Below are 15,140 nucleotides of genomic sequence, written 5' to 3' on the forward strand. Positions count from 1 at the left end.
GGTCCGATCGGTCCGGTGGCGTGGCGGCGTTGGTCCACCTGGCGCAGTTCCCGGCGCCGGGCGTGCGTCCGACCGCCGCACGGCTGAAGACGAGCTGACGGGGTAGTGCTCTCTTCGGGCGCGTGACCTGCCGATCACCTGCCCGGCGAACTAGCCTGAGCTGGGTAGCAACCGGGTCTGGCGGAGATCGGGAGGCGCCCATGAGGATCGCTGACGTGTTGCGCAACAAGGGCTCGGCCGTGGCCACGGTCGAGCCGAGAGCGTCGGTGGCGGAGCTCGTCGCCGCGCTGGCCGAGCACAACGTGGGCGCGATGGTCGTGCTCGGGACCGAGGGCGTCGTCGGGATCGTGTCGGAACGCGACGTCGTGCGGAAGCTGCACGACCGGGGCGGCGAGCTGCTGGCCGCGCCGGTGGCGGAGATCATGACCAGCGAGGTGCTCACCTGCACGTCGCGGGACTCGGTCGACAGCCTCACGGTGTTGATGACCGAGCGGCGCATCCGGCACGTGCCGGTGGTCGACGGTGGTGAGCTGGTCGGCATCGTCAGCATCGGCGACGTGGTGAAGAGCCGGATCAACCAGTTGCAGGAAGACCACGACCAGCTGGCCGCGTACATCTCGCAGGGCTAGCCGACGGCCGCGCGGGCGCCTCCGGGTGTCCGCGCGGCCAGGCGGCCAGAGCCAAGCGGCCAGGCGGTCGGTTGTCAGCGGTCGCGGTGGTAGTGCCGGCTGACCCTGGCCCGGTTGCCGCACGACGGCTTGCACCACTCCTGGCGGGGGTGGGCCTTCACGAAGTACCGGACGCACCGGGGCGCGGGGCAGGCGCGCAGGTCGGCCCGCGCGCCGCCGGCCAGGAACTCGATCGCCGCCGTCGCCAGCGTCGCCAGCAGGCGGTCGCCGTCGTCGGCCGAGTCCACGTAGCGCAACCTCGGCTGCTCGTCCCACTCCAACCGCGCTGCCCGCGGCACCCGTGCGGCGGCCTCGTTGACGATCCCGAGCGCGCGCTGCACGTCCATCAGGTGTGGTGTGTCCAGGCGTTCGTGGGCCTGTGCCGCGTGCGCGAACAACGACCGCACGGCCCAGCGCAGCTCGACCGCCCGCAGCCGCAGCGCCTCGTCCGCCCGCACCCCGGCCCACGTCGTGAAGCCCTCCGGCGTGGCCAGGTCGTCCGAGAGCCCGCCGTGCCCGTCGTGCCGGACCGTGCCCGCGAACTCCAACGCCAGCGCCACCCCGACGAGTCTACTGATAGGTTCCCTAACGGATTTGAGTCGACTGACCATTAGGGGGAGATGTGACGATCCAGGCGCAGGCGCTGGACGGCCACCTCAGGCTGGCCGCCGTGATCGAGGACCTCACCGATGAGCAGGTGTCGCAACCGTCCGCGCTGCCCGGCTGGACGCGCGGCCACGTGCTGGCGCACCTCGCCAACAGCACCGCCGCGCTCGCGGGCCAGGCCGAGCACGAGGGCACGAAGGTCGAGGTCTACGCCGGCGGGCGACCGGCCCGCGACGCCGCGATCGAGGCCGATGCCGGGCGTTCCGCGGCGGAGCACCGGGCCGCTGTCGCCGACGCCGTCGCCCGGCTCGCCAAGGCCTGGGAGAACGTCCGCGACTGGGACGCCCCCGTCTTCTACCGCGACGGCACGCTCACCGGCACCGCCTACGCGGTGTGGCGCGAGGTCGAGATCCACCTGCGGGACCTCGACCTCGGCCCGGTCACCTGGTCGCCCGAGTTCTGCGACCACGCCGTCGACTTCCTGTCCGCGCGCGTGCCCGAGGGCATCCGGCTCACCCTCCAGGCGCCGGATCGCCGGTGGACCATCGGCGAGGGCGAGGACGTCACCCTGACCGGCTCGCGCACCGACCTGATCGCGTGGTTGGCGGGCCGTGAGCCGGCCGGTCCGATCACCGGCGAGGCGCCCGAGATCAAGCCCTGGCCGTAGCCCGGTCGGGCAGCTCCAACCCGAACTCCTCGCGCAGCACGGTCGTCCGCTCCTCGGGCGTCAGGCTGCGCTTGACGACGGTGCCGTCCGGGCGCGCCTCGGTCAGCTCCAGGTCCTTGAGGTGGTGGCGGGCGTGGTCGTCGGTGCGCTGCGCCAGCAGCGGGCCGACGAACGAGGACGCCGGGTGCGTGGACGTGTAGTAGCTGAGGATCCCGTAGTCGGCGGGCGTCCGCGGGTCCTCGGTGAAGTCGTACAAGGGGAACCAGTCGCCGCCCTGGAACGACCGGAGCGTCCACACGCCGTCGGCGTGGTCGAGCCGGAACGTCCAGTCGCCCTGCCGCGTGGGCGTGTCGGCGACCAGCGGCAGCGGCTCCAGCAGCCCGCCGCCGCCGAAGCCGACGTCGACCAGCCAGCGCCGGTCCACGCGCAGCACGGCGTGCGTGCGGGGGATGTCGCCGGTGCGGCCGAGCAGCACGCGGCCCGCGAGCCCGGTCACCTCGTGGCCGAGCCGGTCGAGCACGGCGGCGAACAGCAGGTTCTGCTCGAAGCAGTACCCGCCGCGCCGCCGTGCGACCAGCTTGTCCTGCAACGACGGCACGTCCAGCGCGATCGGCACGCCGTCGCGCACGTCGGCGTTCTCGAAGCTGATGGCCGCCAGGTGGGCGCGGTGCAGGCCGCGCAGCGTGGTCGCCCGGTCGGCGGCGGGGTCGGGGGTGAAGCCCACGCGGCCGAGGTAAGCGTCCAGGTCGAGCAAGTCGCTATTCCACATCGCGCCAGGATGTCAGTCGGGACACCGGTCCGGTCACGTCGCGACCACATGCCGGACGCCGACGCGCCTGCTGCTCCGCGCCGGCGAGGCGGCTAAGACCTGGTCTCAACACTTAAGGGTGTGTCACTGCGTAACATGCCGGTCCTGGTCGTCGATCGTGGGCAGTCATGGCGAGGACGACGCAGCAGCGGCGGGTCGAAGACCGGCTCTGGGAGCTGATCGAACCCCTGATCCCGTTCCGACCAGCGCCGCGCGGTCATAAAGATCGAGCTCTGCGATCAGGTCCAACGCATCCGTTCACTCGTTGGGAATACATCGGTGGCTCTGTGTCGTTGGGTGGGGTGACTGGTGAGCTTCTGAGCGCGGAGCAGGTCCTCGGGTCGGCACGGGGCCCCGTCACCACGAGGGAGATCGATCTCCTGGAGGAGGCTGCAGCCGCGTTGCTGACGGCACCATCGACGGGGATGAACGAGCACTCTCGTCGGGAAGTGATCAGCCATCGGTGGGGCCGCCTCTTCAGAGGCGTTCGACGCGGTCGGCCTGCGGGCCCCGGTCGCTCTGACGCACCGCGTACCGAACCCGGTCACCCTTCTGCAGCGGCTCCGACCCCATGATCACGGACACGTGGGCGAAGAGATCGTCGCCGCCTGCGTCCGGGGTGATGAAGCCGAAGCCGCGGTCGCCGTCGTAGCGCGCGACGACGCCCTCGCCGCCTCGTACGGGCACGTCCCGCGCGGCCGGCCCCGCGGCCGCGGCAGGTGCCGACCGCTGCGGCGCCGTCCGGGGCTCGGCGCTCCGGACCAGGTGCACGTCGCGGGCCTGCGGGCCCTTGTCTCCACTGGCCACCTGGTAGGCGACGCGGTCGCCCTCCGCGAGCCATGTCAGCCCCTCGGCCAGGGCCTTGGCGTGAACGAAGATGTCCCCGGCGCCGGAGTCGGGGTTGATGAAGCCGAAGCCCTTGTCCTCGTCGTACCAGGCCACCGTGCCGTCGGCACCGTCCGAGATACCAGCCGCAGCGGGTGAGCCGGCCCCTGCTCCCAGCGGGATCACGTGCCCGGCCTGCGGGCCGCGCTCGCCTTCGACGATCAGGAATGCCACCCGCTGCCCCTCGGTGACCACGCCGCCGGTCACGATGGCGGAGCTGTGCACGAAGATGTCGGCGCCGCCGCCGTCCGGCGACGCGAAGCCGTACCCCTTGCCCGGCTCGTACCAGTTGACGGTGCCGAGCAGGCCCACGGCGCTGCCGGTGGCCGCATCGGCGGTGACGCGAACGCGCAGCGCCTGGGGCCCGCGGTCGTTCTCGCCGACCTCGAACACGACGGCCTGACCCTCGCGGAGCACTTTCGCGCCGCCGTCCTCGACGATCTCGGAGGCGTGCACGAACACGTCCGGCGAGCCGTCCTCGGACGCGAGGAAGCCGAAACCACGTTCGGCGTCGAACCAACGGACGGTCCCTTGCGGCATCAAAGGCTCCAGGTCGAGAGGGCGGGCACTGGCCCCCAGTCTCTCTGACGGACTTCCGGTCCGTCGGGCCGGGCCCACGGGCGGGCGGTGCGGAGCCAGGGGCGGGCCGTTGGTTCACCTAGCGACACGCCGAGTTTGAGACCAGGTCTAAGTTCGAGTGATGCTGCACGAGATCGCCGAAGCCACCAGGGGCTTCCTCGACCTGCTCGACGACGGGCAGCGGACGGCGGCGGTGCGGGACGCGGCCGACGACGACCTGCGCACGCGCTGGGCGTACACGCCGGGCCCCCGGCCGGGCGTCGTCCACGGCGACCTGACCCGTGACCAGCGCAAAGCCGTGCACCGACTGCTGTCGTGCGTGCTCAGCCCGCACGCCTACGCGCAGACCACCGCGATCATGGCGCTGGAGGACGTGCTGGACGACCGCGAGGGCGGCACCCGCGACCGGCACCAGGGCGACTACCGGACCGTGCTCTTCGGCGAGCCCGGTGACGAGCCGTGGGGCTGGCGGGTCGAGGGGCACCACCTGTCGGTGAGCGTGGTCGTGGCCGGCGGGCGCGTGTCGGCCACACCGCTCTTCCTGGGCGCGCACCCCGCCCGCATCGCGTACCGGGGCCGCACGGTGCTCGAACCGCTGCGGCTGGAGGAGGAGCTGGCGCGGGAGCTGCTGGACCGGATGGGCCGCACGGCCCGGGGACTGGCGGTGGTCTCCGACGCGCCACCGCCGGACCTGAAGACCGGCAACGCGCGGCGGATCGGCGACCTCGACCCCGTCGGCGTCACGCCCGCGCAGCTCGACCGGTCGTCACGGGGGCTGCTCGTCGGGCTGGTGCGGTACTACTTGGACCGGCTCACCGGCGACTTGGCCGACGAGGAGTTCGCCGCGCTGGAGCCGGACCGGCTGCACTTCTCGTGGGAGGGGTCGGACAAGCGCGGCGAGGGGCACTACTACCGGATCCAGGGGCCGGACCTGCTGATCGAGTACGACAACACGGACAACGACGCCAACCACGCGCACTCGGTGTGGCGACGACGGGCCGGCGACTTCGGCGAGGACCTGCTGGCGGCGCACCGGGCCTCGGTGAGGCACGGGTGACCCCCGAGGAGGCGATCGCCGAGCAGGAGCGGCTGCGGCCGTCGGTGTCGACGGTGACGGATCCCGGGCTGGTGGTGCGCCACGTCGCCGGGCTCGACGTGTCCTACGCCGACGACGACCGGTTGGCGGCGGCGATCGTGGTGCTGGACGCGGAGTCGTTGAGCACCGTGGACTCCGTCGTGGTGACGGGCAGGGCCGACTTCCCGTACGTGCCGGGGTTGTTCGCGTTCCGGGAGCTGCCGTCGTTGCTGGAGGCCGTGGAGCGGCTGACCGTGGTGCCGGACCTGCTGGTGTGCGACGGGCAGGGGTTGGCGCACCCCCGGCGGTTCGGGCTGGCCTGCCACCTCGGGGTGGTGACCGGCCTGCCGAGCGTCGGCGTGGCCAAGACGCCGATGGGCCGGTTCGACATGCCGGCCGACGCGCGCGGCGCGCACACCGACCTGGTGGACGACGGGGAGGTGGTCGGGCGGGCGTTGCGGACGCGGGAAGGGGTGAAGCCGGTGTTCGTGTCCGTCGGCCACCGCATCGACCTCGACCGGGCGTGCGCCGAGGTGCTGCGGCTGTGCGTGACGCGGCTGCCGGAGACGACCCGCCGCTCGGACGCGCTGGGCCGGGCTCAGCTCAGGTAGGCCAGTTCCGGGTGCCGCCGGACGTAGGTGTCCAGCAGGCTCTTGGCGGTGGCGACCGAGTCGACCAGCGGGTGCAGGGCGAACGCCTTGAGCGCGGCCGGCCGCGTGCCCTCCATGATCAACCGGTCGACGGCCTTGATCGACGTGACGAGACCCGCCGCGTGGTCGGGCAGCGGGCTCACCGGCAGCGGACGCGCGCCCGCGGCGTCCACTTCGCACGGCACCTCGACGATCGCGTCGTCGTCCAGCGTGGACAGCGTGGAGTTGTTGGGCACGTTGAGGATCAGCGTGGCCTTCTCGTTGTCCGCGATGGCGCGCATGAGCGCCATGGCCACGTGCTCGTAGCCGCCGCCTTCGAGGCTGTCGCGTTCGCGCTCTTGAGCCATGTACGTCGCTTCACGCTCCAGCCGCGTGGTCTCCCAGTCCACCTCGCCGTCGTAGAAGCGCTGCTGCTGGCCGAGCAGGAAGGCGCCGCGGCTGTCGCCCGACGCCTCACGCGTCGAGTAGTAGTAGTGCAGGTACTCGTTGGGGATCACGCCCAACGCGCGCAGCCACTCCGCGCCGAACATCCGGCCTTCCTCGAAACCCGCCAGGGCCTCGTCGTCGGCCAGCAGGGTGGGCAGCAGGTTCTCCGCGCCCAGGTGGACGCCCTGCAACCAGCCGAGGTGGTTCAGGCCCGCGTAGTCGAACGCCGGGTCCTCGACGCCGAGCGCCTCGGCGACGCGGCGGCACAGGCCCAGCGGCGAGTCGCAGATGCCGATCACGCGGTCGCCCAGGTGGCGGGCCATGGTCTCGGTGATCAGCCCGGCCGGGTTGGTGAAGTTGACGACCCACGCCCGCGGCGCGAGCTCGGCGACGCGCCGGGCGATCCGGTCGGCCACCGGCACGGTGCGCAGGCCGTACGCGATGCCGCCCGCGCCGACCGTCTCCTGCCCGAGGACGCCGTGCGCGTGCGCCACCTCCTCGTCGATCGCGCGCCCGGCCAGGCCGCCGACCCGGATCGCGGAGAACACGAAGTCCGCGCCGCGCAACGCCTCGTCCAGGTCCGTCGTGGCGGTGATCGGCGGACCGCCGCGCAGCACGTGCCGGATCGCGTCCAACCGGTGCGCGTCCACGTCGTGCAGCACGAGTTCGGTGATGTGCTCGTCCAGTGCCTTGTGCACGAGCGGCACGCGGAAGCCGCCGCCGCCCAGGATGACCAGCCTCATGCGTCCCATCCTGCCCCGGCGAGCAAGGTCACGAAGGCCGAGGTGAGCGGATCGGGCGTTCTGTGCCCGTACGCGACCAGCGTCCGCCGCACCGGGGGATCGGTGCGCAGGACCGCGCCGTCGAACGTCTCCGGCACGATGTTGCGCGGCACGAGCGCGGGCCCCAGCCCCGAAGCGGCCAGCACGGGCGCCGCCGCGGTCTGCTCGGTGCGCACGGCCGCCCCCGGTTGGAAGCCGCGGGCCGCGCACGCGGCGTCGACCAGGTCCGCCAGGCCGTTGCCCGGCGCGTAGTGCACCCACCCGACGTCGGCGAGCTCACGCAGGTCGATGGGCTCGCGGTGGTGCGTGTCGGTCGGCAGGACGATCACGAACTCCTCCACGCCGAGCCGCTGCCGGAAGCCGACCCAGTTCGCCGGCTCGGGGCCGACGGCGAGGTCGGCCTGCCCGTCGGCCATCGCGTCCCGCAGCTCGTCGGCGTGGCGGTGCTCGAACAGGCGGATCCGGACGTCCGGGTGCTCCGCGCGCCACCGCCGGAGCACGGCCGGCAGCACGCCCAGGGTGAGGGAGTAGAGCGTGGCCACGCGCAGTTCACCGCACTCCACGCCCGCCGTGCGCCGTGCGGCGGTGAGCGCGCGCTCCGCCTCGTCCAGGGCGGCACGGGCGTGGGGCAGCCAGGCGCGGCCGGCGGGCGTGAGGCGGACGGCGCGGGGCAGCCGGTCGAGCAGCCGCGCGCCCACGGACCGTTCCAAGGCCAGGATCTGGTGCGAGAGGGCGGGCTGCGTGACGTGCAGCAACTCGGCGGCGCGGGTGAAGGAGCCCTCGTCCACGACGGTGACCAGGTACTCGAACTGCCGCAACGTCATGACGGCAGCTTATGGGTTCCAGAAAGAACATGCCTTGGACTTATCCATACAGGTCATCCGATGATCGGGCCATGTCAGTGAACGAACAGGCCCGGGCGGTGCTGGCGAAGCTCGCGGGCGCGCCCGCGCTGGAGGAGTCGACCGTCTTCGAGGCACGCCAGGCGCAATGGGGGTTCCTCGCGTTCCAGGGCCCGCCGGAGCCGGTGGCGCGTGTCGAGCACCTCTTCGTGCCCGGTCCGACGGCCGACCTGCCCGCGCGGATCTACTACCCGGAGGGCGACGGGCCGTTCCCGGCGATCGTGTTCCTGCACGGCAGCGGCTGGGTGACGTGCAACCTCGACGTCTACGACGTGGCGTTGCGCGCGCTGGCCGTCGCCACCGGGCACGCGGTGTTCGCGGTGAACTACCAGAAGGCGCCGGAGCACCCGTTCCCCGTGCCGCTGGACGACTCGTACGCGGCCACGGCGTGGCTGTTCGAGCACGCGGCGTCGGTGGACGTCGACCCGGCGCGGATCGGCGTCATGGGCGACAGCGCGGGCGGCAACCTCGCCGCCGCCGTGGCGCTGAAGGCCCGAGGCGCGCTCGACCTGGCGTTCCAGGTGCTGGTGGCGCCGGCGCTGGACGTCGACTTCACCACCCGGTCCTACGTGGAGCACGCGACGGGCTTCGCGCTGTCGACGGGGACGATGCGGTGGTTCTGGTCGCACTACCTCGGGTCCGCCCCGGTCTCCGGGCTCGCGGTCCCCGAGCTCGCCGCGCCGTTGCGGGCCTCGACGGTGGCCGGGCTGCCGCCCGCGTTCGTGGCCATCGCCGAGCACGACCCCGTGCGGGACGACGGCGAGCGGTACGCGGCCCGGTTGGCGGCGGCCGGCGTGCCGGTGCGGCTGCGGGAGTTCGAGGGCACGATCCACCCGTTCGTGCTGATGGACGGCGTGCTCGACGAGTACCGCGTGCTGCTGGGCGAACTGCGGACCTGGCTCGGTGCCCGGTGATGCCGCCCGCGTTGCTCGCGCTGGCCGTCGGCGCGTTCGGGATCGGGACCACGGAGTTCGTGATCGTCGGCCTGCTGCCGCAGGTGGCGGGTGATCTCGGGGTCTCGATCCCGTCCGCCGGGCTGCTGGTCTCCGGCTACGCGCTGAGCGTCGTGGTCGGCGCGCCGCTGATCACGGCGGGCGGGTCGAGGCTGCCGCGCAAGCAGCTGCTGGTCGGCCTGATGGGGTTGTTCGTCCTGGGCAACCTGGTGTGCGCGGTGGCCGACGACTACGCGGTGCTGATGGTGGGACGCGTCGTCGCCGCGCTGTGCCACGGCGCGTTCTTCGGCGTCGGGTCGGTGGTGGCGGCCGGGTTGGTCGCGCCGGACCGGCGGGCGCGGGCGATCGCGATGATGTTCACCGGGCTGACCGCGGCGAACGTGCTCGGCGTGCCGGCGGGCACGGCGCTGGGGCAGGAGCTCGGCTGGCGGTCGACGTTCTGGGCGGTGACCGCGCTGGGCGTGGTCGGGCTGGTGGGGGTCGTGGCGCTGGTGCCGCCGCAGCCCGCGTCGACCGGGCTGCGCGGCGAGCTGGCGGTGTTCCGGCGGCCGGGGGTGTGGCTGGCGCTGGTGACGACGGCGCTCGGGTTCGGCGCGGTGTTCGCGTCGTTCACCTACGTCGCGCCGATGATGACGGAGGTGGCCGGGTTCTCGCCGGGCGCGGTGACGTGGCTGCTGGTGCTGTTCGGGGTCGGGCTGTTCGCGGGGAACGTGGTCGGCGGGCGTGCGGCGGACCGTCGCCTGATGCCCAGCCTGTACGCGTTCCTCGGCGCGCTCGTGGTGGTGCTGGCGGTGTTCGCGTTCACCGCGCAGTGGGCCGTGCCCGCGGCGATCACGATCGCGGTGTTCGGCGTGTTCGGGTTCGCGACCGTGGCGCCGTTGCAGAGCAGGGTGTTGGAGCAGGCGTCGGGCGCGCCCGCGCTGGCGTCGGCGGCGAACATCGCCGCGTTCAACCTGGGCAACGCGGCGGGCGCGTGGCTGGGCGGCGCGGCGATCGACGCCGGGTTCGGCTACACCGCGCCCAACTGGGTGGGCGCGGCCATGGCGTTGGCCGCGCTCGGCGTGGCGGTGGCGAGCGGTGTCAGTGACCGAGCGCGTCGATCTCGGCCAGCAGCGACCGTGTGAGGTCTTCAGGTGCGAAGCTGGCCCGCACCCCGGTGCGGGCCAGCTCGGCGAGCTCGGCGCGCCCCAGCCCGAACGCCTCGTGGCACAGCAGGTACTCGCGGTTCAGGTCGGTGTGGAACATGCCGGGGTCGTCCGTGGCCAGCGTGACCGGCACGCCCGCGTCGAGCAGCCTCGGCAACGGGTGCTCCCCGATGTCCTTGACGGCGCCCGTGCGGAGGTTCGAGGTCGGGCAGACCTCCAGGGTGATCCGCTCGGCGGCCAGCCGGCGCAGCAGCTCGGGGTCGGCCACCGCGTTGACGCCGTGGCCGATGCGCTCGGCGTGCAGCTCGTCCAGCGCTTCCCTGACCTGGTCGGGGCCGGTGGTCTCGCCCGCGTGCGGCACGCAGTGCAGGCCCGCGTCCCGGGCGATGGCGAACGCCTCCCGGAACGCCCGGCGCGGCGCGTCCGCCTCGAACCCGCCGAGCCCGAAGCCGACGGTGCCCGGCGGCCGGTGCCCGACCGCGTACTCCGCGCTGGTCAGGCCGAAGTCGCGGTCCCACAGGCCGGGGATGTCGAACACCCACGCCAGCTCGACGCCGTGCTCGGCCGACGCCCGCTCGCGGCTGGTGGTGAGGGCTTCGTCCAGCTCCTCCGGCGCGATGCCCGCACGCAGGTGGCTGGTCGCGCTCACGGTCACCTCGGCGTAGCGGACGTTGCGCCGCGCCTGCTCCTCGGCCAGGCCCAGGACCAGCTCGGCGACGTCCTCACCCGTGGTGACCAGGTCGTTCACCGCCGCGTAGACGTCGATGAAGTGGCCGAAGTCGGTGAACTCGTAGAACCGGAGCAGGTCGGCCTCGTCGGTCGGGACCCCGTGCTGCGGGTGCCGGCGGGCGAGGGTGAGGACGGTGGCGGGGGAGGCTGACCCGACGAGGTGGACGTGCAACTCCACCTTGGGCAGCGCGGCGATGAAATCACGCATGGCCCGGGCGAGTCTGCACAGGTCTCCACCGCTGGTCAAGGGGCCGTTCGTCGGGTCTTGAAGAGCTGTCCATTGTGGACTTTGGGCACCCTTGACAGGTGTTGTGGCGCGGGGGATGGTCAGCCCGAAGCCTGTCCTACGCATGATGGGGGTTCGGTCGTGAAGGGTGCACGGAGAGCCGCGGTGCTCGCCGCTCTGGTGACGTTGCCGCTGGGGCTGACGCCCGCGGTGGCCGGCGCCGTCGCGGAAGGCCCGGTGTTCGTCGGCGGCGAGGCGCAACCCGTCTTCGACCCGAAGGACGTGGTCCGCGAGAGCGTGTGGGTGCGCGCGCCGGTCGACAGCGACCGCGACGGGCACGACGACGAGGTCTACACCGAGGTGGTGCGCCAGAAGGCCACCGACCGCGGCCTGAAGGTCCCGGTGGTGTTCTTCAACAGCCCCTACTTCTCCGGCGGCAACGACGTGGCCAACCACGACGTCGACGTGGAGCTGTACGTGCCGAACCGGCGCGGCGGGTACGACAAGCGGGACGGTTCGCTGCTCAAGGCGGAGGCGGACGAGCGGATCGCCGCCGCCGTCGGGCCCAACCCGGCCCCGATCCGGTCCGGGCGCTACGAGGACTACTTCATCTCCCGCGGCTTCGCCATGGTGTACGCCGAGTCGCTGGGCACCGGCCAGTCCACCGGCTGCCCCACCTCGGGCGGGCACAACGAGACCATCGGCTCGAAGTCCGTGGTCGACTGGCTCAACGGCCGCGCCACCGCGCGTGACGCGGCGGGCGCGCCGGTCGCGGCGGGCTGGACCACCGGCAAGGTCGCGATGATGGGCGTGTCCTACAACGGCACCCTGCCCAACGCCGTCGCCGCCACCGGGGTCGAGGGCCTGGAGGCCATCGTGCCCATCGCGGCCATCTCCAGCTGGTACGACTACTACCGGGCCGACGGCGCGGTGGTCGCGCCCGGCACGTTCCAGGGCGAGGACCTCGACGTGCTGGCGGAGTACGTCTACACGCGCGAGGACCGGGAGATCTGCAAGCCGGTGATCGCCGACGTGGCGGCCAGGCAGGATCGCGTGACCGGCGACTACAGCGAGTTCTGGGACGAGCGCAACTACGTCAAGGATGCGTCGCGGGTGCGGGCCGCGGTGCTGGCCGTGCACGGGTTGAGCGACTGGAACGTCAAGCTCAAGCACGTCTCGCAGTGGTACGACGCGCTGCGGCGGCACGGCGTCGAGCACAAGATCTGGCTGCACCAGTCCGGGCACACCGACCCGGACACGCTGCGGTCGGTCGAGTGGCGGCGCACGGTCAACCGCTGGTTCAGCCACTACCTGTACGGCGTCGACAACGGCGTCGAGCGCGAGCCCAAGGCGACGATCCAGCGCGAGGACAGGACCACGTGGGTGGACGAGGCCGACTGGCCCGCTCCCGGCACGTCGACCGCCCGGGTGCACCCGTGGGCGGGCGGCTCGGCCAAGGGCGCGTTGCGGCTCGATCCCGTGCCCGGCAACGCGGTGGTCGAGTCGCTGCGCGACGACTCGTCCAAGCTCGCCGAGGACCTGATCGACCTCCCGGCCTCCGGCAACCGGCTGTCGTACGCGACGAGGCCGACCGCCACGCCGCTCCGGTTCTCCGGCGTGGCGCGGGTCGACCTGGCGATCTCGTTCGACCGGCCGGCGGCCAACGTGACCGCGTTGCTGGTGGACCGGGCGCCGGACGGCACGTCGCACGTGATCACGCGGGGGTGGACCGACCCGCAGAACCGGGTGTCGCCGTCGCGGACCAAGGCGGTCGAGCCGGGCAAGCGGTACCGGGTCGAGGTCGAGCTGGAGCCGAACGACTACGTGGTCCCGTCTGGCCACCGCGTCGAGTTCGTGCTGATCTCTTCCGACCACGACTACACGCTGCGGCCGGACCCGGGCGCGGGGCTGTCGGTCGACCTGACGTCGACGGTCGTGGAACTCCCCGTGGTCGGGGGCCTTGCCGCCTTGCGCCGATCGGTTGGTTAGAAAGTACTTAACGAAGCGTCTACTTTGAAAGTCTTCCACTGACAGGTGCGGCTGTGGTCGGATCGGCGCCACAGTCGTCAAGGAGGTGGCAGATGAGTCGAACCCGACGCGCTCTGGTCACGGCACTGGTGGCGCCGCTGGTCGGCCTCGTCCTCACGCAGGGCGAGGCCGCGGCGGCGCCGACCTTCCAGATGCCGTTCCCGTGCAACCAGGTGTGGGAGGGCCAGACCCGGACCGGTCACAGCCCCGCGAACTCGGTCGACTTCAACCGGGCGAACGACGACGGCGACCCGGTGGTCGCGTCGGCGGCGGGCAGCGTGACGAGGGTCGCGAACGAGGGCAGCACGAGCTACGGGCGGTGGGTCGAGATCGACCACGGCAGTGGCTGGCGCACCCGGTACGCGCACCTGTCCGCGCAGAGCGTGTCCGTCGGGCAGTCCGTGCGGATCGGCCAGCGGATCGGCAGCGTGGGGACGACCGGCGGGTCGACCGGGCCGCACCTGCACTACGAGCAGCGGCTCAACGGCGTCGACCAGAAGGTCAGGTTCAACGGGACGCAGATCTACTACTGGGGCACGCGCAGCTACACCAGCCGCAACTCGTGCGGCACCAGCGGGGTGACCGGCACGGTCGGCACCGACAGCGGCGCCGCCGTGACCATCCGGTCCGGTCCCGGCACCCAGTACGCGTCCGTCGGCTCGGTCGCGAACGGCGCGACGGTGACGATCAGCTGCCAGGCGCAGGGCGAGACGATCACCGGCAAGTACGGCACCACCAACCTGTGGGACAAGATCGGGTCGGGCTACATCTCCGACGCGTACGTGTACACAGGCTCGGACGGTCAAGTAGCACCGAACTGCTGAGTTCCCGCAGGTCGCCGGCCGCTCCCACAGTCAGTGGGAGCGGCCTTTTTCGAGTTGTCCACAGTTCGCGGATCGCCGCCGGCGCACCCAGGCGGTCCCGGGCCAAGGTCTGACCCATGACGAAGCTGCTGCCCCCGACCCGCCTGCGCGGCCCGGGCGAACTGATCGCCGCCGTGCCGCACCTGCTCGGCTTCCACCCGTCCGACTCGGTCGTGGTGCTGGTGGTGCGCGACCACGACGTGACCATGACGCTGCGCGTCGACCTGCCGCCGGACGGCGTGCCGCACCGGGTGGCCGACCGGCTCACCGCGCCGCTGGCCAGGTGCCGGGGTGACGACGCGGTGGTCGTCGTGGTCGGCGGCGGTTCGAGCGACCCGCCCGAGGACCTGCCGCACGACACGTTGGTGGACGAGCTGGACGACGCGCTCCACGAGGCCGACGTGCCGCTGTTGCTGGCCGTGTGGACGCGTGCGACGGCGAAGGGCGAGCGCTGGTTCGACTACCACGACGTCGGCACCTCGGGCGTCGTGCCGGACCCGTCGAGCACGGCGTTCGCCGCGGCCTCGGCGGCGGAGGGGCACGTCACCTACGCCAGCCGTGCGGCGATGGGCGACGTCCTGGTCCCGGACCCACCGGAGGCACTGTCCCGCCGCTCCACCCTCCTCAACCGCCTGGCCGCCGACAACCCTCCGCCGGACGACCACACCGTGCCCCGGCGCGACCGCGACCTGATCCACGCCGAGGTGCTGCGCGCCGCCACCCGCAAACGCCTGCTGACCGACGAGGAGGTGGCCGACCTGGCGCACGCCCTGTCGAACCCGCTGACGAGGGACGCCGCCCTGGCCTACTGCGTCGGCGAGCACGCCCCGAGCGCCGAAGCCCTGTGGACCGAGCTGACCCGGGCGAGCCCCGCCCCGGAACGTGCGGAGCCCGCCACCCTCCTCGCCTTCTCCGCCTACATCCGGGGCAACGGCACCCTGGCCCTCCTCGCCCTGGACCGCGCCGAAGAAGCCAACCCCAACCACCGCCTGACCGAACTGCTCCGCGCGGCCCTCTCCGGGGGCCTCCCCCCAGCCCAGATCCGCCACCTGGCCGAACGAGCAGCCGCCACCGACTGGAGCACCCCACCAACCACCCCCGACCCCTGACCCTCAGCCCACCCTCATTCCCGGCCCCACCCTCATCAC

15 protein-coding genes are annotated in these 15,140 nt (G+C 72.6%); 9 read left to right on the top strand and 6 right to left on the bottom strand.

Features of this window, described 5'->3' with window-relative positions; translation table 11 throughout:
- Window positions 1-200: 200 nt before the first annotated feature.
- Window positions 201-629, top strand: a complete 429-nt coding sequence (locus ACQPYE_RS09080) for a CBS domain-containing protein (RefSeq protein WP_498720554.1) — start codon at window positions 201-203, stop codon at window positions 627-629.
- A 74-nt stretch (window positions 630-703) separates the two neighbouring features.
- Here ACQPYE_RS09080 and ACQPYE_RS09085 read toward each other — a convergent pair whose 3' ends face one another.
- The gene (locus ACQPYE_RS09085) at window positions 704-1,228 is read right to left on the bottom strand and encodes a CGNR zinc finger domain-containing protein (protein WP_498720555.1); all 525 of its coding nucleotides are present in this window, start codon (window positions 1,226-1,228) and stop codon (window positions 704-706) included.
- Window positions 1,229-1,290: 62 nt separating this feature from the next.
- On the opposite strand from ACQPYE_RS09085, the gene ACQPYE_RS09090 reads away from it, so the two are divergent.
- Complete coding sequence (locus tag ACQPYE_RS09090; RefSeq protein WP_498720556.1) at window positions 1,291-1,941, top strand: maleylpyruvate isomerase family mycothiol-dependent enzyme; 651 nt, start codon at window positions 1,291-1,293, stop codon at window positions 1,939-1,941.
- On the opposite strand, the gene ACQPYE_RS09095 is transcribed toward ACQPYE_RS09090, so the two are convergent.
- Window positions 1,925-2,710 carry an arylamine N-acetyltransferase family protein gene (locus ACQPYE_RS09095; RefSeq protein ID WP_498720558.1) on the bottom strand — a complete coding sequence of 262 codons (786 nt, stop codon included), beginning with the start codon at window positions 2,708-2,710 and terminating at the stop codon, window positions 1,925-1,927. The two genes, ACQPYE_RS09090 and ACQPYE_RS09095, sit on opposite strands and share 17 nt — an antisense overlap.
- 516 nt (window positions 2,711-3,226) lie before the next feature.
- The gene (locus ACQPYE_RS09100; protein ID WP_498720559.1) at window positions 3,227-4,174 is read right to left on the bottom strand and encodes a cold-shock protein; all 948 of its coding nucleotides are present in this window, start codon (window positions 4,172-4,174) and stop codon (window positions 3,227-3,229) included.
- Between the two features lie 160 nt (window positions 4,175-4,334).
- Between ACQPYE_RS09100 and ACQPYE_RS09105 the strand changes: the two genes are divergently transcribed.
- Together ACQPYE_RS09105 and ACQPYE_RS09110 are read left to right on the top strand one after the other, a co-directional pair.
- The gene (locus ACQPYE_RS09105) at window positions 4,335-5,270 is read left to right on the top strand and encodes a DUF3500 domain-containing protein (protein ID WP_498720560.1); all 936 of its coding nucleotides are present in this window, start codon (window positions 4,335-4,337) and stop codon (window positions 5,268-5,270) included.
- A complete protein-coding gene (locus ACQPYE_RS09110) occupies window positions 5,267-5,899 on the top strand; it encodes an endonuclease V (protein ID WP_498720561.1) in 633 nt (210 codons plus the stop codon). The genes ACQPYE_RS09105 and ACQPYE_RS09110 overlap by 4 nt, the downstream gene beginning before the upstream one ends.
- Here the strand turns inward: ACQPYE_RS09110 and ACQPYE_RS09115 are convergent.
- Window positions 5,887-7,107 (bottom strand): family 4 glycosyl hydrolase, encoded by a 1,221-nt coding sequence (locus ACQPYE_RS09115; RefSeq protein WP_498720563.1) that lies wholly within the window; start codon window positions 7,105-7,107, stop codon window positions 5,887-5,889. The genes ACQPYE_RS09110 and ACQPYE_RS09115 overlap by 13 nt on opposite strands.
- Window positions 7,104-7,970 carry a LysR family transcriptional regulator gene (locus ACQPYE_RS09120; protein WP_498720564.1) on the bottom strand — a complete coding sequence of 289 codons (867 nt, stop codon included), beginning with the start codon at window positions 7,968-7,970 and terminating at the stop codon, window positions 7,104-7,106. Before ACQPYE_RS09120 ends, ACQPYE_RS09115 begins: the two co-directional genes overlap by 4 nt.
- A gap of 71 nt (window positions 7,971-8,041) precedes the next feature.
- Here ACQPYE_RS09120 and ACQPYE_RS09125 point away from each other — a divergent pair, with 71 nt between their 5' ends.
- Complete coding sequence (locus ACQPYE_RS09125; protein WP_498720565.1) at window positions 8,042-8,962, top strand: alpha/beta hydrolase; 921 nt, start codon at window positions 8,042-8,044, stop codon at window positions 8,960-8,962.
- Complete coding sequence (locus ACQPYE_RS09130) at window positions 8,962-10,125, top strand: MFS transporter (protein ID WP_498720567.1); 1,164 nt, start codon at window positions 8,962-8,964, stop codon at window positions 10,123-10,125. Before ACQPYE_RS09125 ends, ACQPYE_RS09130 begins: the two co-directional genes overlap by 1 nt.
- Here the strand turns inward: ACQPYE_RS09130 and add are convergent.
- Window positions 10,082-11,083: an adenosine deaminase gene (gene add, locus ACQPYE_RS09135; protein WP_498720568.1), complete on the bottom strand. Its 1,002-nt coding sequence runs from the start codon at window positions 11,081-11,083 to the stop codon at window positions 10,082-10,084. The genes ACQPYE_RS09130 and add overlap by 44 nt on opposite strands.
- A gap of 159 nt (window positions 11,084-11,242) precedes the next feature.
- On the opposite strand from add, the gene ACQPYE_RS09140 reads away from it, so the two are divergent.
- The 3 genes from ACQPYE_RS09140 to ACQPYE_RS09150 all read left to right on the top strand — a co-directional run bounded on the left by ACQPYE_RS09140 (window position 11,243) and on the right by ACQPYE_RS09150 (window position 15,101).
- Window positions 11,243-13,090, top strand: coding sequence for a Xaa-Pro dipeptidyl-peptidase (locus ACQPYE_RS09140; protein ID WP_498720569.1), 1,848 nt, complete (start codon window positions 11,243-11,245; stop codon window positions 13,088-13,090).
- Between the two features lie 92 nt (window positions 13,091-13,182).
- Window positions 13,183-13,953: a M23 family metallopeptidase gene (locus ACQPYE_RS09145; RefSeq protein ID WP_498720570.1), complete on the top strand. Its 771-nt coding sequence runs from the start codon at window positions 13,183-13,185 to the stop codon at window positions 13,951-13,953.
- Between the two features lie 116 nt (window positions 13,954-14,069).
- Complete coding sequence (locus ACQPYE_RS09150) at window positions 14,070-15,101, top strand: DUF4192 domain-containing protein (RefSeq protein ID WP_498720571.1); 1,032 nt, start codon at window positions 14,070-14,072, stop codon at window positions 15,099-15,101.
- Window positions 15,102-15,140: the final 39 nt, after the last annotated feature.

Origin of the sequence: Actinosynnema sp. CA-299493 (assembly GCF_050946825.1) — a bacterium.
Classification (GTDB): domain Bacteria; phylum Actinomycetota; class Actinomycetes; order Mycobacteriales; family Pseudonocardiaceae; genus Actinosynnema.